At 69.6% G+C, this 20,164-nt stretch carries 16 protein-coding genes and 2 tRNA genes; 9 read left to right on the forward strand and 9 right to left on the reverse strand.

Features of this window, described 5'->3' with window-relative positions; translation table 11 throughout:
* Nucleotides 1-106: 106 nt before the first annotated feature.
* From SALPAC3_RS0116910 to SALPAC3_RS25980, 4 genes are read left to right on the forward strand one after another with little or no spacing between them, the layout of a single operon-like run.
* A complete protein-coding gene (locus tag SALPAC3_RS0116910; protein WP_018222394.1) occupies nucleotides 107-1,147 on the forward strand; it encodes a 3-oxoacyl-ACP synthase III family protein in 1,041 nt (346 codons plus the stop codon).
* A 27-nt stretch (nucleotides 1,148-1,174) separates the two neighbouring features.
* Entirely contained in the window at nucleotides 1,175-2,155 is a 981-nt protein-coding gene (locus SALPAC3_RS0116915) for a zinc-binding dehydrogenase (RefSeq protein WP_018222395.1), read from the forward strand.
* Between the two features lie 33 nt (nucleotides 2,156-2,188).
* Nucleotides 2,189-2,596, forward strand: coding sequence for a GNAT family N-acetyltransferase (locus tag SALPAC3_RS25975; protein ID WP_232430522.1), 408 nt, complete (start codon nucleotides 2,189-2,191; stop codon nucleotides 2,594-2,596).
* Nucleotides 2,596-2,961, forward strand: a complete 366-nt coding sequence (locus SALPAC3_RS25980; RefSeq protein ID WP_018222396.1) for a hypothetical protein — start codon at nucleotides 2,596-2,598, stop codon at nucleotides 2,959-2,961. The genes SALPAC3_RS25975 and SALPAC3_RS25980 overlap by 1 nt, the downstream gene beginning before the upstream one ends.
* 667 nt (nucleotides 2,962-3,628) lie before the next feature.
* On the opposite strand, the gene SALPAC3_RS25985 is transcribed toward SALPAC3_RS25980, so the two are convergent.
* The 3 genes from SALPAC3_RS25985 to SALPAC3_RS0116945 all read right to left on the reverse strand — a co-directional run bounded on the left by SALPAC3_RS25985 (nucleotide 3,629) and on the right by SALPAC3_RS0116945 (nucleotide 8,207).
* Nucleotides 3,629-4,423, reverse strand: a complete 795-nt coding sequence (locus SALPAC3_RS25985) for a threonine synthase (RefSeq protein WP_018222397.1) — start codon at nucleotides 4,421-4,423, stop codon at nucleotides 3,629-3,631.
* Between the two features lie 221 nt (nucleotides 4,424-4,644).
* On the reverse strand, nucleotides 4,645-6,405 hold the full coding sequence (locus tag SALPAC3_RS0116940; RefSeq protein WP_018222399.1) for an ABC transporter ATP-binding protein: 1,761 nt from the start codon (nucleotides 6,403-6,405) through the stop codon (nucleotides 4,645-4,647).
* Nucleotides 6,402-8,207: an ABC transporter transmembrane domain-containing protein gene (locus SALPAC3_RS0116945; RefSeq protein ID WP_018222400.1), complete on the reverse strand. Its 1,806-nt coding sequence runs from the start codon at nucleotides 8,205-8,207 to the stop codon at nucleotides 6,402-6,404. Before SALPAC3_RS0116945 ends, SALPAC3_RS0116940 begins: the two co-directional genes overlap by 4 nt.
* A gap of 185 nt (nucleotides 8,208-8,392) precedes the next feature.
* On the opposite strand from SALPAC3_RS0116945, the gene SALPAC3_RS0116950 reads away from it, so the two are divergent.
* Nucleotides 8,393-9,271 carry a LysR family transcriptional regulator gene (locus tag SALPAC3_RS0116950; RefSeq protein WP_018222401.1) on the forward strand — a complete coding sequence of 293 codons (879 nt, stop codon included), beginning with the start codon at nucleotides 8,393-8,395 and terminating at the stop codon, nucleotides 9,269-9,271.
* Between the two features lie 513 nt (nucleotides 9,272-9,784).
* Complete coding sequence (locus tag SALPAC3_RS0116955; protein ID WP_033775040.1) at nucleotides 9,785-11,203, forward strand: tyrosine-type recombinase/integrase; 1,419 nt, start codon at nucleotides 9,785-9,787, stop codon at nucleotides 11,201-11,203.
* A 126-nt stretch (nucleotides 11,204-11,329) separates the two neighbouring features.
* Here the strand turns inward: SALPAC3_RS0116955 and SALPAC3_RS0116960 are convergent.
* From SALPAC3_RS0116960 to SALPAC3_RS0116970, 3 genes are all read right to left on the reverse strand, one after another.
* A tRNA-Arg gene (locus SALPAC3_RS0116960) sits at nucleotides 11,330-11,402 on the reverse strand.
* Between the two features lie 35 nt (nucleotides 11,403-11,437).
* Nucleotides 11,438-11,528, reverse strand: a tRNA-Ser gene (locus SALPAC3_RS0116965).
* 203 nt (nucleotides 11,529-11,731) lie between these two features.
* On the reverse strand, nucleotides 11,732-12,502 hold the full coding sequence (locus SALPAC3_RS0116970; RefSeq protein WP_018222403.1) for a CPBP family intramembrane glutamic endopeptidase: 771 nt from the start codon (nucleotides 12,500-12,502) through the stop codon (nucleotides 11,732-11,734).
* A gap of 143 nt (nucleotides 12,503-12,645) precedes the next feature.
* Here SALPAC3_RS0116970 and SALPAC3_RS0116975 point away from each other — a divergent pair, with 143 nt between their 5' ends.
* Nucleotides 12,646-13,764, forward strand: coding sequence for a globin domain-containing protein (locus tag SALPAC3_RS0116975; protein ID WP_018222404.1), 1,119 nt, complete (start codon nucleotides 12,646-12,648; stop codon nucleotides 13,762-13,764).
* Nucleotides 13,765-13,858: 94 nt separating this feature from the next.
* On the opposite strand, the gene SALPAC3_RS0116980 is transcribed toward SALPAC3_RS0116975, so the two are convergent.
* Entirely contained in the window at nucleotides 13,859-15,379 is a 1,521-nt protein-coding gene (locus SALPAC3_RS0116980; protein WP_018222405.1) for a peptide deformylase, read from the reverse strand.
* Nucleotides 15,380-15,707: 328 nt separating this feature from the next.
* Here SALPAC3_RS0116980 and SALPAC3_RS0116985 point away from each other — a divergent pair, with 328 nt between their 5' ends.
* Nucleotides 15,708-16,487 carry a hypothetical protein gene (locus tag SALPAC3_RS0116985; RefSeq protein WP_018222406.1) on the forward strand — a complete coding sequence of 260 codons (780 nt, stop codon included), beginning with the start codon at nucleotides 15,708-15,710 and terminating at the stop codon, nucleotides 16,485-16,487.
* Nucleotides 16,488-16,569: 82 nt separating this feature from the next.
* Here SALPAC3_RS0116985 and SALPAC3_RS0116990 read toward each other — a convergent pair whose 3' ends face one another.
* The gene (locus SALPAC3_RS0116990) at nucleotides 16,570-18,381 is read right to left on the reverse strand and encodes a DUF6311 domain-containing protein (protein ID WP_018222407.1); all 1,812 of its coding nucleotides are present in this window, start codon (nucleotides 18,379-18,381) and stop codon (nucleotides 16,570-16,572) included.
* A gap of 210 nt (nucleotides 18,382-18,591) precedes the next feature.
* Here SALPAC3_RS0116990 and SALPAC3_RS0116995 point away from each other — a divergent pair, with 210 nt between their 5' ends.
* Nucleotides 18,592-19,305, forward strand: a complete 714-nt coding sequence (locus SALPAC3_RS0116995) for a class I SAM-dependent methyltransferase (protein ID WP_026185657.1) — start codon at nucleotides 18,592-18,594, stop codon at nucleotides 19,303-19,305.
* Nucleotides 19,306-19,404: 99 nt separating this feature from the next.
* On the opposite strand, the gene SALPAC3_RS0117000 is transcribed toward SALPAC3_RS0116995, so the two are convergent.
* Nucleotides 19,405-19,938, reverse strand: coding sequence for a YbhB/YbcL family Raf kinase inhibitor-like protein (locus tag SALPAC3_RS0117000; protein WP_018222409.1), 534 nt, complete (start codon nucleotides 19,936-19,938; stop codon nucleotides 19,405-19,407).
* Nucleotides 19,939-20,164: the final 226 nt, after the last annotated feature.

The following is a 20,164-nucleotide window of genomic DNA, read 5'->3' on the forward strand; positions in this document are numbered from 1 at the left end:
GGCTATCCCGACGGGGTGCTGACCGGCTAGGGCAACCGACTAGGTTCCGAAGTGCCCAGGCAGTGACGACACTGAAGCCCGATACATCCAGTCTGGAGGGCAGCCCATGGCATCCGGCCGGCTTGACGTGATGAAGCCAGCGCCAGTTTCCGCAAAACCGCCGTTGCGAGGGCCGGTCGGCGTCCTCGGCACCGGCATCGCCGTTCCCGAGCGGGTCGTCACCAACGAGGAGCTCGCTCGAACGTTGGATACTACGGACGAGTGGATCGTGTCTCGGACCGGAATCGAGCAGCGTCGATTCCTTGAGATAGGCCGATCCACCTCGGACATTTGTGTGGAGGCTGCCGAGCGGGCGCTGGCCCGCAGCGGCCTACGTGCCGAGGACATCGACGCCATCATTTTGTCCACAATCACCCCGGACCAGCCGTTGCCGTCCACGGCGCTGATCGTGAAGGAACGTCTTGGGGCGCACAACGCCCTGTCGATCGACCTCAACCAGGCAGCATGCGCGGGCGGTGTCTACGCCATGCTGCTCGGCGCGCACCTGCTGCAGAGCAGGACCACCCGAGCCGTCCTGACGATCGGCGCGGAGGCGCTATCGCGGCTGACCGATCCGCAGGACCGGACTACCCGAGTCTTCTTCGGTGACGCCGCCGGCGCCGCGGTGCTGGGCCCAACGGAGGCAGGGTACGGCGTGCTCGCCTGGGACAGCGGCTCGTTGCTCTCCGACAGCGTGCAGGTGCCGGCCGGCGGCAGCCAACTGCCGCACGACCACTTCACGCTGGCCGCGGGCCAGCAGTACCTCAAGATGGACGGGCGAGTGGTGTGGCGTGAGGCCACCGCCGCCCTGCCGCTGACGATCCAGCGGGCGGCGGAGGCCGCCGGCGTCGATGTTGCCGACATCCGACACTTCTTCCTGCACCAGGCGAACCGCAACATCATCGTCGAGGTGATGCGGGCGCTCGATGTGCCGTTGGAACGCGCCGGCATCACCGTCGACCGGCTGGGCAACACCGGTGCAGCCACCGTCTACACCGTGCTCGACGAGGCCATGCAGGCCAGGCGCGTGCGCCGCGACGATTTGCTCGTCGTCGCCGGGATCGGAGCCGGCTTCCTCTGGGGTTCGATAGTCCTGCGCCAGCAGTGACCTCCGTCGATAGGATCAGGAGAAGTGATGCGCGCGGTTGCGGCGATGCGTGCCACGACAGATCCGTCCGCCGGCCTCGACTCGGTCCTGTCGGGCCTGCGCGTCGGGAACTGGCCCGATCCCGAGCCGCCGTCTGGCTGGACGACCGTCCGGGTGCGGGCGGCCGGGGTCAACCACCACGACCTGTGGACCTTGCGCGGCATCGGCATCGCGCACGAGCAGTTGCCCGTTGTGCTCGGTGCGGAGGCAGCAGGAATCGATGACGAGGGCCGGGAGGTGCTCGTGTACCCGGTGATCGGGACCCCGACCTTCGGTGATGAGACACTAGATCCGGCCTGTCGGTACCTGTCGGTCGACCACGACGGCACGTTCGCCGAATGGGTGGCGGTGCCGCGGGAGTGTCTCGTGCCCAAACCTCCCGAGTTGAGCTGGGAGGAGGCCGCCTGCCTGCCGGGGGCGTGGCTGACCGCGTACCGGATGCTGTTTGAGAAGGCCGGGCTGCGGGCCGGGGCCACGGTGCTGGTCCAGGGTGCCGGTGGTGGGGTGGCGTCGGCGTTGGTCACGCTCGGCGCGGCGGCCGGTTACCGGGTTTGGGTCACCAGCCGCGACGCGCGGCGGCGGGATCGAGCGGCGGCACTCGGTGCCGACCGGGTGTACCCGCCGGGTGCCCGGCTGCCTGATCGGGTCGACGCGGTCATGGAGACCGTCGGTGCGGCGACGTGGGAGCACTCGCTGCGGGCGCTGCGGCCGGGGGGCAGGGTGGTCGTGTCCGGTGCGACCACCGGCACGGCGATCCAACTCGACCTGGGCCGTCTCTTCTATCGCCAATTGTCGGTGGTCGGGTCAACCATGGGCACGCGGGAGCAGCTAGTCCGGCTGGTCCGGTTCTGCGCCGAGACCGGTGTTCGTCCGACGATCGATCGTCACCTAGACCTGGCGGATGCGGCCCACGCACTGCGGGCGCTCGCCCGGGGTGAGGTCTTCGGAAAGGTGGTCCTGCGCCCATGAGGATGCCGGACGCGAGTCCGAGAGTGCGGCAAGGTGCTCGTTCCTGGCATCACGGGCGGCGGCCATGCCTACCTGCCGCGGCTCTACGACGACGAGCAGACCCGGGCCTTCATCACCCACGTGGTCCTGCCCCAGTGCAAGACCTGGGTGGTCGAGTCCCCGGAGACCGGCGAGATCCTCGGCTTCGCCGCCCTCGAGGGCGCCATGCTCGAACACCTCTACCTGAGCCCCGACGCCCGGCGGCAGGGCATCGGCACGCAGCTGCTGGAGCAGGTGCGCAAGGCCAGCCCGACCGGCCTCACCCTGCGGGTCTTCACCCGCAGCACCGACGCCCGGGCCTTCGACGAGCGGCACGGCTTCCGTCAGGTCGACGAGACCGACGGCAGCCGCAACGAGGAGAACGAGCCCGACATGACGTATGTCTGGCAGGAGCGCGCCTGATGACGGGTGGCTCCACTCGCCCCGAATTGCGCCCCTACCCGCACGGCTCCCAGTCGATCGTCTTCGACGGGCAGCTCAACGTCTGGCTGCACGACCAGCGCATTGGCACCGGCCCGCGGTACATCATCCCGATCGCGATCCGGGTGCGCGGTCAGCTCGACGTGGCCGCGCTGCGCCGGGCGGATGTCGTGACCCGGCACGAGATCCTGCGCGCCGTGTACCGGGTCCGCGGCGGCTGGCCCGTGCAGGAGGTGCTGGACCCGCCGTCGGTGGCCGAGGCGCTGACCACCGTGGACTGTGCCGAGGCCGACGTGTGGGAGCTGGTCACCGCCGCCGTGCCGGCGCCCGCGAGCCGGAGAGATTGACGGAGACGTACCGCCAGCGCCGCGACATCCGACCAGGGTGCGGGCCCACCTCGCCGTCTCGTTCTGGGCTCGTAAAGTGAGGGGGACCCATGATCAAAACCCACTGATACAGGACTGGCTACCACCGGGACGGAGCGGGACGGAGGGGGTGTGCGTCGCGCGAGCACCCACCGAGCACCCATCCGTCCACTAGGGACGACAAGCAAAGGCGCCTGACACTGTTCTTACAGGTCAAGCGCCTTACGATCTTGCGCGCCCGAAGGGATTCGAACCCCTAACCTTCTGATCCGTAGTCCGGAGTGGAATTAGTCCCCTTTAATCTTTACTCTATTAGGAAATCTTCCCGGCCGAATCCAGCCCAGTCCCTCCATGTCCCATCGGATCCCCGCAGGTCGGCGCCCCGCAGCCCTAATGTATCCGCGCTTCTCGATTTGTCGGACACCCTTGCTGCGGGCATCAAATCCGGCTGCATCCCTGTACGTCCGTGTCAGTACCCCGACGTCCGAGCACCCACGGAGCACCGTGCGACACGAAGGCGCATGGGAAGGAGTGAGCAATATCGAGGAGGTTCGGCTGATGCCGGAGGTGTAGTTCCAGGCCCGTGTCGATGGCCTGTCCCCAGCCTGACGTGCGTCGTGGGTAGCTGCGGGGTGCGGAGCTCAGGTGGTCAAGCCCAAGGGTGCCCGCTCCATCCGGGAGCCACAGGTGAAGGAGAAGACCGAAAAGACGAATGGCGTGAACCCTTGTTGATGCTTCGTGAGGTTGAACCCCGCCGATGGGATGCGGTAGCGGGGTTGACAGACAGCCGCTGGGACTGCGGCAGGCGCCGCATCCCCTTGTGCGCGGCGAGCATGCCCATACCGCTGCTCACGGCCTGCACCACGACGTCAGGGGTACGGTCCAACGCGTCCAGGGCCTCCAGGTAGGCCAGCTTGAGACCACCCCGACGGGCCCAGTTGATGAACCCGGCGTCCAAGTGGAGCCCGCGCGCGGCGGCGAACGGGCGGGCCTCGGCGGACGCCGCCACACAGCTTCCCGCGACCACGGTCAGTGAGGTCCGCTCGTCCTGCGCCACGGCGTGGTTACGGACGAAGTCCTCGCCGCAGAAGAAGTTCCCGCGCATCGCGGGATCCATCTGCACCGCCCGCGCGAGGGCGGTCGAGCTGTTCCCCGTGCTCGACACGACGAATTCCTTGACCCCGAATTGACGCAGCACGGCCGGCACCAGCGCGGCGAGACGGTCCTTGGTGGTACGGGTAGGCTGCTGGGACTCGTTCTTGACCCACAGGTTTGGGACCCCGATGGCCGCGCCCAGCCGCGGCGCCGGCCGGCAGGGCGTCCGCCTGGTGACGCCGCTGTCGAGGAAGTCCCGCGCCGTCAGTGGCAGGAGGTCGAAGTAGACCTGCTCCGGATCCGGGTGCTCGTACCGGGTCAGCCGGTCCAGCGTGTACCGGGGCTCCAACGCGCCCGAGCAGCTCGGACATCAGTACACGAGGGCGGGCGGGAACACGCTCTCGCAGAGCAGGCAGACCAGGTCGAACTTCTCGGCCGCTTCGACGTGCTTCGTGGCAACCATGGAGGTGCGGGGTCCCTTCGGAGGGGTGCAGCGGGGCACAAAGAAGGCAGGAAAGCGAGAACGCCCCCCGGTCCTGGCCGGGAGGCGTTCTCGTGGAGGGGAGCGGCTCAGCCTTCGCCGTTCCAGGAGCGCCACAGGGCGGCGTAAGGCCCGTTCGCGGCGGTGAGCTCGTCGTGCGTACCGAGCTCGACGATGCGGCCCGCCTCCATGACCGCGACGCGGTCGGCGTCATGGGCGGTCTGCAGGCGGTGTGCGATGGCGATGACGGTGCGGTCCGAGCGGACGGCGGCCATGGCCCGCTCGGCCTGACGGGCGGTCGTGGGATCCAGCAGGGCCGTCGCCTCGTCGAGGATCAGCGTGTGCGGATCCGCGAGCTGGACCCGGGCGAGCGTGAGCTGCTGCGCCTGGGAGGCTTCCAGCTCGACGCCGCCCGCGCCCAGTGCGGTGTCGAGCCCGTCGGGGAGGTCCCGTACCCAGTCGGCCTCCATCATGGCGAGCGCCTCGAAGACGGCCTCGTCGTCGGCGTCCGGGGCCGCCATCGTCATGTTCTCCCGGAGGGTGCCGATGAACACGTGGTGTTCCTGAGTGATCAGGACGATACGGGTGCCCAGCTCGCCGGATGCGGCCAGATCGGCGACTTTCACACCGCCAACCAGCACGTCTCCGGCGTCCGGCAGGTCTACCCCGGACAGCAGCCTGCCGAGGGTGGACTTGCCCGCTCCCGAGGGACCGACCACCGCCAGCCGCTCACCCGGTCGTACCTGCAGGCCGACATCGCTCAGCACATCCCGCGCGCCCGTGTAGGAGTAGCGCACCCCGCTGACCGTGATGCGGTCGTTCTCGGGCTTCCGGACCTCGGACCGCGGCTGCTTCGCCACCAGGCCGACGCCCTTGATCCGGGCGAACGACGCACCGCTGCGCTGGAGCTGCTCGACCCAGGCCAGCGCACGGTCGAGGGGGTCGACCAACTGCCACATGTACAGGCTGCCGGACACGACCGCGCCCAGGCTTAGCGTCCCGTTCAGGTAACTGAGGCCGCCCACCAGCAGGATGAGCGCCATGGGCAGCGAGTGGGCGAACTCGGTGACGGGGAACAGCACGGTACGCAGCCGCAGGGTGCGCACGCCCGCGGCGTACGTCGTGTCGACGGCCTTGTCGATCGCACCGTTCTGCCGGAGGCGCAGCCCGAACGCCTCGACGGTCCGGGCACCGTGGGCGGTGGAGTTCAGGGCGTCGGCCACGCCGCCCGCAGCCGCTCCCTCGGCGAGGTAGGCGTCCCGCGCGCGGGCGAGGTACCAGCGGCTGACCCACCACACCATCGGCAGGCCGACGAGCGAGCAGAGCCCCATGAGGGGGTCGAGGAGGAACACGGCCACGAAGATGAACAGCACCTGGACGCCGGCGATGAACACATCCGGCGCCGCGTTGCGCAGCGTGGCGGCCACCGTGCTGACGTCGAGCGAGGAGCGCGTCACCAGGTCGCCGGTGCTCACCCGGTCGACGACACGCGCCGGGAGCGCGAGCGCGCCGACGATGACTTCCTCACGGAGCCGGGCGAGCGCGCGCTCGCCGAAACGGTGCGAGAAGTAGCGTGCATAGCGGATCAGTACCAGCTGCGCCAGGGCGAAGCCGAGGACGGCGGCCGCCATCCCGTCCACCTGTGAGACGGTCATGTCCCCGGCCTCGATCCGGGTGACGATCCGGCCCAGCAGCCAGGGGCCGGCCAGTCCCGCGAGAGAGGCGAGGCAGGTCAGGACGACAATGCCCGCCATGGACCGCCCGTCGTCCTTCAGGAGCCGCCAGCTGGCCCGGCGTACCGTCGCGGCATCGGCGACCGGAAGGGTCCTGGCCTCGTCGGTACGGCTCATCGGGAGGCTCCTTCTCGGGCAGGCGCCGCACTGGCCGCGAGGACGCCCTCGCTGTCACCGCGGAACACGAGCGCCGCGTATCCGGGCTGGGTGGCGAGCAGTTCGCCGTGACTGCCGGCGGCCGCCACCTTGCCGTCCACCAGGTGGACGACCTCGTCCGCATGTCCGAGCAGGAGTGGGGACGTGCCGACGACGAGGGTGGTGCGCCCCTGGCGGAACGCGCCGACCCGGGTCGCGACCGTGGCCTCGGTGTGCGCGTCCAGGGCCGAGGTGGGCTCGACGAGTACCAGTACCTCGGGATCGGCGAGCAGCGCCCGCACGAGGCGGAGCCGCTGGCGCTGTCCGCCCGAGACGTTGCGGCCCTGACTGTCCAGAGGGGAGTCAAGACCGTCGGGCATCGACGCCACGACGTCCTGTGCCACGGCGGCGTGCAGCGCCCGCTCGATATCCTCGGGGGAGTGGTCGTCGTGAACGGACAGGGCGGTCCGCAGTGGTCCGCTGAAGAGGTAGGAGTCGTTGTCGGACACCAGGAGCCGGCTCCGCAGCGAGGCGAGCTCGATGTCGGACATCCTCGTGCCGCCCCAGGTGGCGTCGGATTTCTGGTAGCCCGCCAGCCGGTCGACCACGGCCCGTGCCTGGTCGGGCCGGGCGCTGACGAGGGCGGTCAGCCGCCCGGGCCGCAGGGTCAGCCCGGACGCCGGGTCGTGCAGCGGGGCGGGTCTGGTGGGCGCGGCCACCCGGGTGCCGTGCTGGTCGGAATCCTGCGCCAACGCCAGGATGTTGACCACGCGCCGGGCGGACACGAGGCCGCGGGGAAGGTCGTCCGCACCCTCGATGAAGAAGGAGACCGGGACCAGGAGCGCCGCCACGTACCCGTACACGGCCACCAGCTCACCGACCGTGATTGAACCCTCGGCCGCCATGCGGGCGCCGAGCCATGTCACCAGTGCCAGGAAGAGGAGCGGCAGACAGGCGCCGAGCGCCTGTACCCAGCTCGTGAGCGAGGCCACCCGGTACCCCAACGGGACCAGGGCCTGCGAGCGTTCGCGGTAGCGCCGTGCGAAGAGCGGCTTGCCGCCCATGCCGTTCAGCACGCCCAGCCCGGTGACCATGTCACCGGCGAGGGCGGTCAGTACGCCTTGCTGTTCCCGGTGGTCGCCCTCGGCCCCGTGTAGCCGTTCCAGGAGGGGGCCGACGGTCACCGCGAGGAGCGGGACGCCGAGCAGGACGACGACCGCCAGCACGGCTGAGATGGTGAATAGGAGGACGGCGGTGGCGATGTAGGCGACCGCCGCGCCGACCCCCGGGCCCGTGATGGTCAGGGTCTGCGCGATCCGGCTGACGTCGCCGGCCTGCAGGTGGGCCAGTTCGCCCGCCGAGACATGACGCGGGAGGGTGGAGCCGAGACGGGTGACATGCCGGGTGATGACCTGCACGGTTCGGTATGCCGCGTCGACCCGTATGAAGGTCATGGTGCGGTGGCGGAGGATCCCGAGGACCGCGATGGCGGCTCCGGCCACGAGGACCGCGGCCACCCAGCCGGCCAGCGCGTCGGTGTCCCGCGCACGCAGCCCCTCGTCGATCGTCCTGGACATGAGGTAGGGGGGCAGCATCAGGGCGCACATCCAGGTGCTGCCCCACAGGGAGCCGAGCAGGACCCGTTTGCGCTGCCGCACCGTCAGCCACCACAGGTAGCGCATCGGGCTGCGGTGATCGGGCTCCCCGGGATCGCTGTAGGGAACCCGGTGCGCACCACCGGGCAGGTCTGGTCCGTCGGTCATCTCGGTCGTCCCCTCAACCACGAGCCGACGATGTCGGCGGGCCACGTCGTCTCTTGCTCTGCCCACTGGGTACCGGGGCCGGGCCGGGTGGCCGGGCCGGTGTTCGGGGCGTGCTAAAGCTTGGCACAGCGCGTTGGTTCATCCACATTGCGTTATGCAATGGGAATAGCTCTGCTATGGACATAGCGTCGCGTTGCCGTGGTCCGATGGCCCTGAGCATCCAGTCGATCCGGGCCTTCGCCGCTGTGGCCCAGCAGGGGTCCTTCGCTGGCGCGGCGGAGTTGCTGAAGGTCAGCCAGCCCACGGTGAGCGCAGCCGTGGCCCGCTTCGAGACACACACCGGGAACCGCCTGTTCCGTCGGGAGCACGGCGGCGCCGTCCTCACCCCCGCGGGGCAACGGATCCTGCCCCACGCCCTGCGCCTCGCCACCGCGGCCGACGAACTGGAGCAGGCGATCGCCAGCGACAACGGGCACAGCCTGGTCCTGGGTTTCATGGGCGAGGCGGCCTCGACAGTCACCGGCCAGGTGGTCAGGACCGCCCAGGAAAAGCTGGACGGTCCGGTGCGGCTGCGGCGGTACGACTTCGACGACCCGACCGGTGGCCTCGCCTCGGGGGAGAGTCACATGGCGATCATCTGGCCGCCGCTGTCGGCCGACTACCTCGACCAGGTGGTCATCACCAGTGATCGACGGGCGGTCGCCCTGCCGGTCTCCGACCCGCTGGCCAACCGGCCCGAGGTAGCCCCGGACGAACTCATCGGCCGGAACTGGGTCGTGCCCCGCTCACCGGACCCGATCTGGACCGCCTTCCGCCACCCGCGCAGCATCGGGACGACGGAGGTCGGCACACTGGTCGAGTCCGGCTCGGTCGAGGAGACCCTGGAACTCGTGGCCGCCGGAACCGGCATCGCGCTGCTGTCCGAGAGCACCGAACAGCACTACGCCCGGGCCGGCGTGGTGATCGTGCCGCTCACCGGCAACCTGCGCTGCACCGCCGCCCTCGCCTGGCGTCGCCCACTCGTCCATCCCACCGTCGCGGAGATCGTCGCCGACATCCGGACGCTGCACCCGACCCAGCGGTGACCGTTCCGGGCCTCACGCGACGGCATCCGCCAATGGCTTCGACGGGTGCCCGCCACGGCGGGGGCCGCGCGTTGACAGTCCCGTGAGGCGTGGGTCAGCCAGCCCTCGCTGCTCGGACGGCCAGCTCTCGGGGAGTTGATCATAGCTGGGCCGGGCCAGATTCCGGCAGAGGCCGCCTGTTCGACGGCAGCGCCCCCTCGGGCACCCCTGGACGACCAGGCGGGGCTCAGCCGGCACCCCGACCAGCGCAACCGGCGCGTCGACACGCCGGTCCCCGGCGCCCCCGACGCCCGTGACGGAGCGCTGGAGCCTGTCTCTGGAGGTGCCGCTGCCCCACGGCACGCGCTACTTCCGGCCTTCGACGGGAGTCACCACCCAGCCCCCGAGTTGGCTGCCGTCGTGCTGGTGGGTGAACCGTCGGAAGTCACAGGTGGCGCGCGTCGGTCGATAGGGCCGTACCTGTAGGTGGGTCGATGTCGGTGGAACGGGTGAGTCCATCGAAAGGGCGTGGTCATGGCGACGTCAGGTGTGATCTTCAAACGGTGCGGGTGTCGAGACGGCCAGCGGCGGCGGCTGGAGCAGTCGTGCTCTCGACTGCGTGAACGTGGTCACGGCACCTGGTACTTCCACTGCTCCGCCCGGAACTTGTTTGGCCGCTGCGAGCGGGTCCGCCGTGGCGGCTACCTCTCGCAGGCCGCCGCCCGCAACGCCCGCGACGAATGGCTGACCGCCGCGCAGGCGGACCGGACGGCGCAGGGCTGGACGGTCGAGCGGTGGCTGCGACACTGGCTCGATAACCGCACGAAAATCCGGCCCACCACCCGCTTTCACTACACCCGCGACGTCGACACCGTTCTCATCCCGCGGCTCGGCCGCTACCGGCTGGCTGACCTCGACGCCCCGCTGCTGCGGGCGGTGTTCGCCGAGATAGCGGCGACCAGGAACAGCAAGGGCCGCCCACAGTCCGCCTCGGCGATGCACCACCTACGCACCACCCTGCGGGCCGCCCTGAACCTCGCGGTCAAGGAAGGCATCCTGGACTGCAACCCGGCCCGGCACATCGAGATCGCCGGTTATCAGCAACCCCACGCCAAGGTTTGGACCGACGCCCGCGTCGAGTCCTGGGAACAGACCGGCGCCCGACCGGCCGTGGCGGTCTGGACCGCCGACCAGCTCGCCGAGTTCCTCAGCGTGGTGAACGACGACCCCCTGTTCGCCCTCTGGTGGCTCGCCGGCCTGCGCGGACTGCGCCGCGGCGAGCTGTGCGGGCTGCGGTGGTCCGATATCGACCTCGACCGCGGCATCCTGACTATCGAACACAACCGCACCACCGCCGGCTACCACGTCGTCGAAGGCCAACCCAAGACCCCGGCCGGGCGGCGGTCGGTCGCTCTCGACAAACGCAGCGTGCAGATCCTGCGCGTGCATCGTCGCTATGAGCAGGACCGAAAGGCGGAGGCGGCGGAGAACGGCACGCCGTGGACCGACAGCGGATACGTGTTCACCCGCGCCGACGGCAAGCCGATCAACCCGAACTACGCCACCACCCGTTTCCGGATCCTCGTGCGCCGGGCCGGGCTGCCCCCGGTACGCCTGCACGACCTGCGACACGGCGCCGCGTCGTTGGCCCACGAAGCCGGAGCCGACCTCAAAACGCTGCAGGACCTCCTCGGGCACTCCAGCATCGTGGTCACCGCCGACACCTACACCAGCGTCCTGCCGCAGATCCAACGCCGCTGCGCCGACGCCACCGCCCAACTGGTCCTCAACGCCGCCCGCCGCACCCGCAGAAAGATCAAAGCCAGCGCCCGCAAGAACCGGCCCGACCGCGGCCCCAAAGCTGGCCCCCCGGCACCGACGAACCGAAAACAGGTGCTCCGACCCCACCGAAGCGCAAACAGGCCACAAAGCTCCAGGTCACGTCCCGACTAACCCGGAACAAGGCCGCTTCCAGGACTGCACCCACATCGCACCCACGTGACACCCACCATCCACACCGGCCACACAGCACAAAAGGCCTGATCCGCGTTTCCGCAGCCCAGACCCTTCACGATCTTGCGCGCCCGAAGGGATTCGAACCCCTAACCTTCTGATCCGTAGTCAGATGCTCTATCCGTTGAGCTACGGGCGCTGGTGCTTGGTCAGCCTACACGACCGACTTTCGCGCGGAGACTCCGGGATTCGAACCCGGGAGGGGCTTTAAAACCCCAACCGCATTAGCAGTGCGGCGCCATAGACCAGACTAGGCGAAGTCTCCCTGGCGGCCTCGCAGGCCACCGGGGGTTGAGAATACAGGGCCCCGGCCGCCGGGAGCAAAGCGACTACCCGTGGGCCGGTCGGACCGCCAGCGGCCAACGGCTGGCCCGTCCGGCAGCCGGGTTCGGGTCGCCACGAGCTGTGGGTCCGGGGTGGGGCCCGAGGCGGGTGCCGGCCGCCGCGAGGTCGGTATCGCCGCGGACGTCAGAGCCAGTCGAACCACTCCTTCGGCAGCGCCGCATAGCCGACAAAGGCCACGATGTCCAGGAGCGTGTGCGCCACCACCAGTGGCATCACCCGCCGGGTTCGTAGGAAGTACAGGCTGAAGATGACGCCCATGACCGCGTTTCCGACGAACGCGCCGAACCCCTGGTAGAGGTGGTAGGAGCCGCGGAGTAGCGCACTGGTGGCGACGACCGCACCGAGTCGCCACTGGAGCTGCCGCAGCCGGGTGACGAGGTAGCCGACCACGATCACTTCTTCCAGTACGGCGTTCTGCACGGCAGCGAAGATCAACACTGGTGCTGCCCACCAGACGTCCGGCAGCGCGGCGGGCACCAGCGTCGCGTTGAGCCCGAGTTGCGCCGCCGCCCAGAACAGGGCCAGGCCGGGCAGGCCGATCAGCGCGGCCAGGCCGGCGCCGCGGACGAGGTCCTGGCCGGGCCGTCGGGCGTCCAGGCCGAGAGTCCGGGCCGGATCGCCGGGGCTGCGCGCCAGCAGGTGTATGGCGAGCAGCACCGGCAGCAGGGCGAAGCTGATCCCGAGCAGCTGGTATGTGAGGTCGAGGTAGGGCCGCTCGGACCGGGAGGTGTTCAGGGCGGCGGTCTGCGCCGACAGTGGTCCCTCGGCGGTGAGTTTGGCGACGATCGAGGTCAGGGCGTACACGGCTGACTGGCCGAGCGACAAGCCGAGGACCAGCCACGTTTCGGTGCTCAGTGTCCGGCGAGTCAACGGTCGGTCCAGTTCGAGGGTCACCGCACCACTGTGCCTGACCCGACTCCTGATCGTGGCACCGAGGAGACCTCATGAACCGGTCGCACATTCTGTGCGACCGGTTGGCACGCTCCGTGGCCATTCTTGGGTTGCCCGATCCCCGTACGGAGAAGGAGCGCGCTCCCGTGGACGACGTCGCGCGGCTACTCAAGGAGAGTTGGACCCTGGTCGAGGAGCACCGGGACCGGCTGAGCGAGCACTTCTACGCCCGGCTGTTCCTGCTCGACCCCGAGTTGCGTTCGCTCTTTCCGGCGCAGATGTCGGGCCAGGGCGATCGGCTGTTGGAGGCGATCATCACCGCCGCACACACGGTGGACGACCCGGAGGGCTTCGACGAGTTCCTCCGCTCGCTGGGTCGGGACCACCGGAAGTACCACGTCGAGGCGACGAACTACGAGACCATGGGCGTCGCCCTGCTGGACGCCCTGCGCAGCACCGCCGGCGACGGCTGGAATCTGACCTTCGACCAGGCTTGGCGGGACGCGTACGCGGCCATCTCGGGCAAGATGCTCGCGGGGGCGGCCGCGGACGACAACCCGCCGTTCTGGCACGCCGAGGTGCTGACCCACGTTCGATACGGGCCGGACACGGCGGTGTTGACGGTCCGCGCCCTTCAGCATCCGCTGCGGTGGCGGGCAGGCCAGTACGTCAGTATCGAGGCGCCCCGCCACCACCCGCGGGTGTGGCGGACCTATTCGGTGGCGAACGCGCCGAACGACGACAATGTGCTGGAGTTCCACGTTCGGACGCCGCCGGGTGCGGGATGGTTGTCCGGCGCGTTGGTTCGTCGGGTGAAGCCGGGCGAACTGTTGCGGTTGGCGGCGCCGATGGGGTCGATGACCCTGGATCGGGGGTCGGACCGGGATATTCTCTGTGTCGCTGGCGGCGTTGGCCTGGCTCCGGTGAAGGCGCTGGTCGAGGAGTTGACGGGCTATAACCGGACCCGCTGGGTGCACGTCTTCTACGGCGCCCGTACGCCTCTTGATCTCTATGGCCTGGCCGGGCTTCAGGAACTGGTCGCCCGGCATCCGTGGCTGTCGGTGACGCCGGCGTGTAGCGCGGATGCGGGCTTCGAAGGTGAGCTGGGCGACATCTCCGAGGTGGTCGGCCGGTACGGCCCGTGGACGGCGCATGACTGCTACGTCTCCGGGTCGGCGACGATGGTCCGGGCCACGTTGCGGGTGCTCTCCGGCGATGAGGTGCCGTCGGAGCACACTCGGTACGACACCTTCGGTGAGTTGTAGCGGACTTTACCCATCGGGCGGACCGGCACCGCCCACAACGGCCACGTCCGCCCGGCCCTCCTTCCCCCGGGCGGACGTGGCCGTACCGACGTTGTCAGTAGCGCCAGGGCTGCCCGGTGTGCCGGTACTCCTCGACCGGCACCAGGGGCACGCCGGGGGCCATCCGGTCGATGTATAGGCGCCCCTCAAGATGGTCGATCTCGTGTGCCACGAGGCGCGCCATGGCGTACTCGTAGGAGGTGATGACCCGACTGCCGTCGAGGTGGGTGTGTTCGACGTCGATCCGCAGCGGGCGGGGCACGAGACCGCGCTGGTCGAAGAAGGAGAGGCACCCCTCGTACTGTTCGTCGGTGTCGGGTGCGGCGTCGACCACCCGCGGGTTGAGCAGGACGACGGGTTCGCCGCCGCGGTCCGGGGGGCGGACGACGGCGGCGGCGCGGCCGATGCCGATTTGTGGAGCGGCGACACCGACCCCCTTGCTGAACGGGTGTAGCTCGTCCAGGCGGAGCAGGGCTGTGGTGAGCCGTTCCACGGTCTCCTGGGCTGCCCCGACCTCGCGGGGTAGGTCGAACGGCTGGGTGGGCCGGCGGAGTAGATCGGCGTCGTGTTGGAGGATGCCGAGGCTCCGCATCCGGTCGCTTGGTCGCAGCCAGCCGGGCTCTGTCGGCTCCCCTTCGGGGCGGGACCGGAATCGCCACTGCATCCGGTAGCGGCCGTTCAGCGGCGGCTCGTCGGCCGCCCAGGCGAAGATTGTTCGGTCGCCCTCCTCCCGGCGGGTCACCGGGGTACGCAGCGGGCCCTCCGCCGCGGAGAGCGAGGTCTGGGCGCCCCAGACCTGTGGGTCGAGGGCGGTGGGCAGGTCGAGCCGGACGGCGAGGTGCCGGGTGGGTACCCGGACGGCTCGCTGGAACCAGGGGCCCCACTTGTCCGCCCCGACGTGGTAGGCGTACTCGATGGTGACGCGGTCGCCCGGGTAGAGCGGGAAGCGCCGGTCGGCGTTCTCGAAGAGCAGCCAGATCTCTTTGAAGGCATCTCGGTCGTGCTTGGTTCGCCAGTGCATCGCCTCGCGCTCCGGCCCGTCCAGCCGGTACGCGCGAAGCTGCAACTCGGCGAAGGTGAGCGGGTGGGTCCGGTGGTGCCGGTTGGAGCGGCCGGGGTCACCCGGGTAGCGGTCAACGGCGACGCGGATGAGGTACCGGGTGATCGGCTCGGTCCCGGCGTTGTGCAGCTCCCGGCGGATCACGCAGTGGTACGTTTCGTCTCGGTAGGTGAGGCTGGCGTGTTCCCGTTCGACGATCAGGCCGGTGCCGGGGGGCAGCCACTGCCCGGGGGCGGGCGGCTCGCGGTATGCCGTCCGTTCGCTGCGGTTGTGTCGGAGTTCGTCGTATTCGCAGAAGCGTTGCCAGATCGCTCCGCTGGCCTCCAGCACGGCCTCTGCCCGCCGGGCGAAGTCTTCGGTGGGCCGGTGCCGGCGTCCCTCCACGTGGCTCACGTATGACGGGTCGAACCCCATCAGCGTCGCCAACTGCTTCTTGGTCAGCCCTCGCTCGGTCCGGTGGCGGGCGAGTTCGACGGCGAAGGCGTCGGCCGCCCGATCGAGCGGTGATGTCGTCATCAGCCTCCTTGGGGCCGGGACTATTAGTTTCACGTTCTGTCATCGGTCGGATAGAGAAGTGCCACCTTGTCGACATGAGGCTTGACTCTCCAGCGACGAGGGTCGATAGTGCGGCGGCTGTTTCCCCGGGCCGGTGGGCGGGTAGTACGCCGAGGCGCGGGATGGGCCGGAGTCGCCGAGGCGGGCCGGGCCGGGCCGGAGTCGCCGAGGCAAGGCTGGCCGGAGTCGTCGAGGTGCGGACGGGCCGAGTTGTTGAGCCCCAGCAGAGTTAGGCTAGCCTTGGCTTATCAGGGTGCGGAAGGCGGGAGGAGCGTGGGTGCCAACAGCTATGCCCGGCACGGCAGCAACCGCGCCGTTGGCTCCGGTCACCACGGCGCTACGCCAGCTCTTCGGCACCGACGATGTGCCCGGCCTGGCCCGCGGCCTGTTGGTCGCCGACGAGGCGGGTTGGTCACCCGCCACCAGCTTGGTGGACGGAACGCGGCTGCCCGAGCTTCTGGCCGCGGCCACTGACCAGTGGGGCGGCGCCCGGCACGCCAGTGCGGCGCTGGCCTGGAAGGCGTACAGCTACTGGGCTGCTCTGCCGGCGGTACTGGGCTGGGCCGCGGTCCGGCGGGTTCCCCTGCTTGTGCCCGCCGATGTGCTGATCCACTTCGCGGATCAGCGGTCGCTGCTCACCCTGGGTCTGCGCCGGTCAACCGCGGTGGCGGTCCTGCCCGGCGATCCGTTGGCGCTGTCCGGCCGGCCCGAGGTGCGGGTGGTGGCCGGCGAGGTGGAGCTGCTCGCGGTGCTCCGGGCGACGCTGCTCGACGCTCACCTCGGCCCGGTGATCGCGGCAATCCAGGCGGAAGTGCGGATCGGCACCCGAACGTTGTTGGGCTCGGTGGCCGCCGGGATCGCCCACGTCATCCTGCGTGCCGCCGATGGCCTGCCGGGTTCCTCCGTCGCCTCGATCGACACGTTGCTCCAGACGCTCGACCTGCGGGACCTGGTCGAGTTGGTGCCGGGTCCGACCGGCGAACCGACGGTGCAGCGGTACACCTGCTGCCTCGCGTTCACCCTGCCTCGCCCGACGACGTGCCCGGGCTGCTGCCTTCGCCGGTCCTGATCGGCCGGCTTCGGCCGGCTTCGCTGATCCTGATCGGGCCGACGTCGGTCGGCTTCGCCGGCCCTGATCGGGCCGGCCTCGGTCAGGAGGTGAGGTTTCGCACGTCCCAGAGCCAGACACCCCCGGTGTAGGTCGGCGCTGTCCCGATCAGTTCGGTCATGCCGCGGCGTAGCGCGTCGGCGTGCTCGTGTGGACCGAGGATGACTGCGCCGGCCCGCCAGTACCGTAGGTCCTCCTCGGCGGCCGTCCGCTGCTGCTGGCTGATCGATGGCACCGCGCCGGTGCGTCGGATCTCCTCGAAGAATTCGCTGGTCAGGCGGGCTGGCGCGGTGAACAGGGCGACCCGGTGCCGACCGGGGCGGGTGTCCGGGCCGAGGAAGTACCCGCGGGCGATCGGCATGTCCAGTCCCGTTTCGGCGGACCACCGCAGCGGGTCGGCGTAGTGGGTGCTCGGTAGCGGCAGGGTGACGATGCTGCGTCCATCGGTCGCGTACGGCCGCCACGTGCCGGAGGTGACGAAGGCGGGGGTGGGCTCCAGTCGGACCGCCGGCAGCGGGGTCGGTAGGAGCGGCACGAGCGCCATCGCCAGTACGGTGATGGTGGCGAAGCGGATCTGCGGCCGGGCGGCGGGATTTCGGTTGGCGAGGGTCTGGGCGCGCTGTGCCCCGTAGGCGAGCAGGAGCCCGAACAGCGGGGTGATGGCCAGCGCCCATCGGGTGGGTACCACCGAGTGCAGGATGGGCAGGTTCTCCAGCACGGCCCAGGGGGCCGGAATGCCGGTGAGCTCGCCGTTGAACACGATCTCCCGGCCGAGTGAGAGCACCGCGAAGAGTACCGCGAGCAGGGCCAGGGCCCGGACGACGACATTGCGGCGCAGCCACCAGACGAGGGCGGCGACGAGCACCAACAGGGGCCAGCCAAAGAAGGCGTTCTCCTCGGTGGGGTTCTGCGTCAGCCCACGCGCGCCCGGTTCGTCGCCGGCCAGCGACTCCCGGGAGTACGCCACGTACGAGGCGAGGTCGGTGGAGTAGCCGCGGATGAGCGGGGAGAGTCCTCGGTAGGCGCCGGGGCCGAAGAACTGCACGTAGAGCGGGTACGCCAGCAGGAGGAGCGCGACCGCTGCGGCGACACCCAGCCCGGCGAGGAATGGGCGTGCCCGTTGGCGCAGGTCGGGCCGGCGGAGGGCGAGCGCGGCCATGACCACACCGAGGCCGATCGCGGTCATCAGCAGGATTTCCAGGTTGAGGAAGGCCTGCCAGACGATGACCAGGGCGAGCAGGATCCCGTTGCGGAGCCAGCGGCCCGGCTCGCTGAGGCGCAGGGTGCGCCAGATGATCAGTGGTACGACGAACTGGGAGACGATGTTGGGGTGGGCGTTGGCGTGCGAGACCATCGCGGGTGCGAACCCGCAGAACGTGGCGCCGAGCCAGGCCGGGCCGCGGGAGCGGACCACCACCCGGGAGAGCAGGAAATACCACGATGTCGCGGTGGCTGCTATACCCAGGGTTAGGAAGAGCAGGAAGGACATCCGGGGGCCGGCCAGGAGGGTGACCGGCGTCATTGGTATAGATACGGATAGTACCGACGTGTTGGCCATCAAATTGACGGCCTCCGGCACATTCATTCGATCCGAGGTGAACGGATAGGCGAAATCGGTCACCACTCGTGAACCGTGCGCCATCATCCACTCGAACTGGGACTGATCGGTGCGGTTGTCCCGGAGCCCGTCTTCGGGGTCCAGCCAGAGCCGGATGGTCACCCAGAACGCGAGCAGGACGAAGCTCAGTACTGCCAACAGGTCGACCCGCCAACGGCTGCGGGGCTGGTCAGGCGGGGAGGCCGGCGCTCCCTCCGCGGAGGCGTCGGCGGCGTGACTCGAATCAGCGGTAGTCATACCAATTCAGAGCGTAGTCAGGCGATGGCCGCGCTGGGCCAGGTTTTGGGCGATTGGTAGCATGTGCCGGCTCCCGGCTGCTGATCATGTACCTAGCCCGATCGCATTTCGGTCACCCCGATGCCCCGATTTGTTCCGCCTTCTATGTGGATGGTTCACTCTGTCGGTCCAGGCGGGGTCAAGCCAGTCCACACCGTGAGGAATCGATGTATGGCAGAAATAACTGGTAATCAGCGTGTCCAGTCCGAGGTGCTGGAAGGCCTTGCGACCGCCGTGAACCACCGCCGTTGGTTCGTTGAGCTGGCCCTGCCGTACCTCGGTGAGAACCCGATCGAGGTTGGTAGCGGCCTCGGTGACTACGCGCTGGAGTGGGCCGAGCGGGTACCCCACTTCACCGCCACCGAGGCCGACCCGGAGCGACTGGTCGCCCTGAAGGAACGGCTCGCCGCCGAGCAGCCGGGCATCGAGGTGCGGGAGATGCTGCTGCCGCACACCGACCGCGGCGATTACAGCGCCGCCGTCTCGTACAACGTCCTGGAGCACATCGAGGACCACGTCGGGGCCCTGCGCGGCATGCGTGACCTGGTCCGGCCGGGCAGCCCGGTGATCATCATCGTGCCGGCGTTCGAGTTCGCGATGAGCCCCGCGGACATCGCCACCGGCCACGTCCGGCGGTACACGAAAAAGACCCTGGCCGCGGCGATGACCGAAGCCGGGCTGACCGTGGAAAAGATCCACTACGCGAATGCGCTCGGGCTGATCGGCTACTTTATGGCGACCAAGGTCCTCCGGCTGATGCCGAAGGAGGGCCCGATGGTCAAGGTGTACGACACCCTGGTGCTTCCGCTGACCAAGGCCGTCGAACAGCTGGTCCGCCCCCCGTTCGGCCAGTCCGTCTTCGCGGTGGCCCGGACGCCCTCCTGACCCGACAGTCACCCGCCTTCCCCGCGATCCGGCGCTGGTCGCCTCCGCCGTGCCCGCCGGCGCTACCAGGCCGGACGCGGATCGTGGAACGCGGGACGGCTACCGCGTGACCTGGTAGGTCGGCCGGATCACCGCGCGGGCCAGGGTGTGGAAGGCGAGGTTGAAGCCCACGTACGCCGGGGAGGCGTCGGGGGTGACGTCGAGGCGCTCCACGTCCAGCGCGTGCACCGCGAAGAGGTAACGGTGTGGGTGATCTCCAGGTGGCGGGGCGGCGCCCCCGTAATCCCGCTGGCTGTAGTCATTGCGAACCGCGAAGGCGCCGCCCAGGGCATCGCCGCTCGCGCCCCGCGGCAACTCAGTCACCCCCGTCGGTAGGTTGACCAGCACCCAGTGCCAGAAGCCACTGCCGGTCGGCGCGTCCGGGTCGAAGCAGGTCACCACGAACCCCTTGGTCTCGGCGGGGAAGCCCGACCAGGCCAGGTGCGGGGAGAGGTCGTCGCCGCCGGCGCTCGGATGGACGTACATCGCGTCCATCGGCTCGCCGTTACGTACGTCGTCACTGGTGAGCGTGAACGATGGCACCGTCGGCAGTAGTTCGTACGGGTCCGGGGCGATCGGTCGTTCCAGGGTCATCGAGCCAGGTCCTTCCGGAGTGCGGATTGTCGCCTGTGCACCTTCATACCCCGTCGAGCCGTGGCGGCGAACCGGAAGCGCCTCCTCGCGTCCAGCAGGACCCCACGCTCCGGTTGGCGTGCCCGCCGGGCCACCGGCGCGATCCGGCCCCCTGCTGCGGTTTCCCATTAGGCGACTGAATTCCCAACAGCCTCGGGCGTATCACGCAGCATTAGCGATCCCGTCA

Origin of the sequence: Salinispora pacifica DSM 45544, from assembly GCF_000378845.1 — a bacterium.
In the GTDB taxonomy this organism is placed as follows: Bacteria; Actinomycetota; Actinomycetes; order Mycobacteriales; family Micromonosporaceae; genus Micromonospora; species Micromonospora pacifica.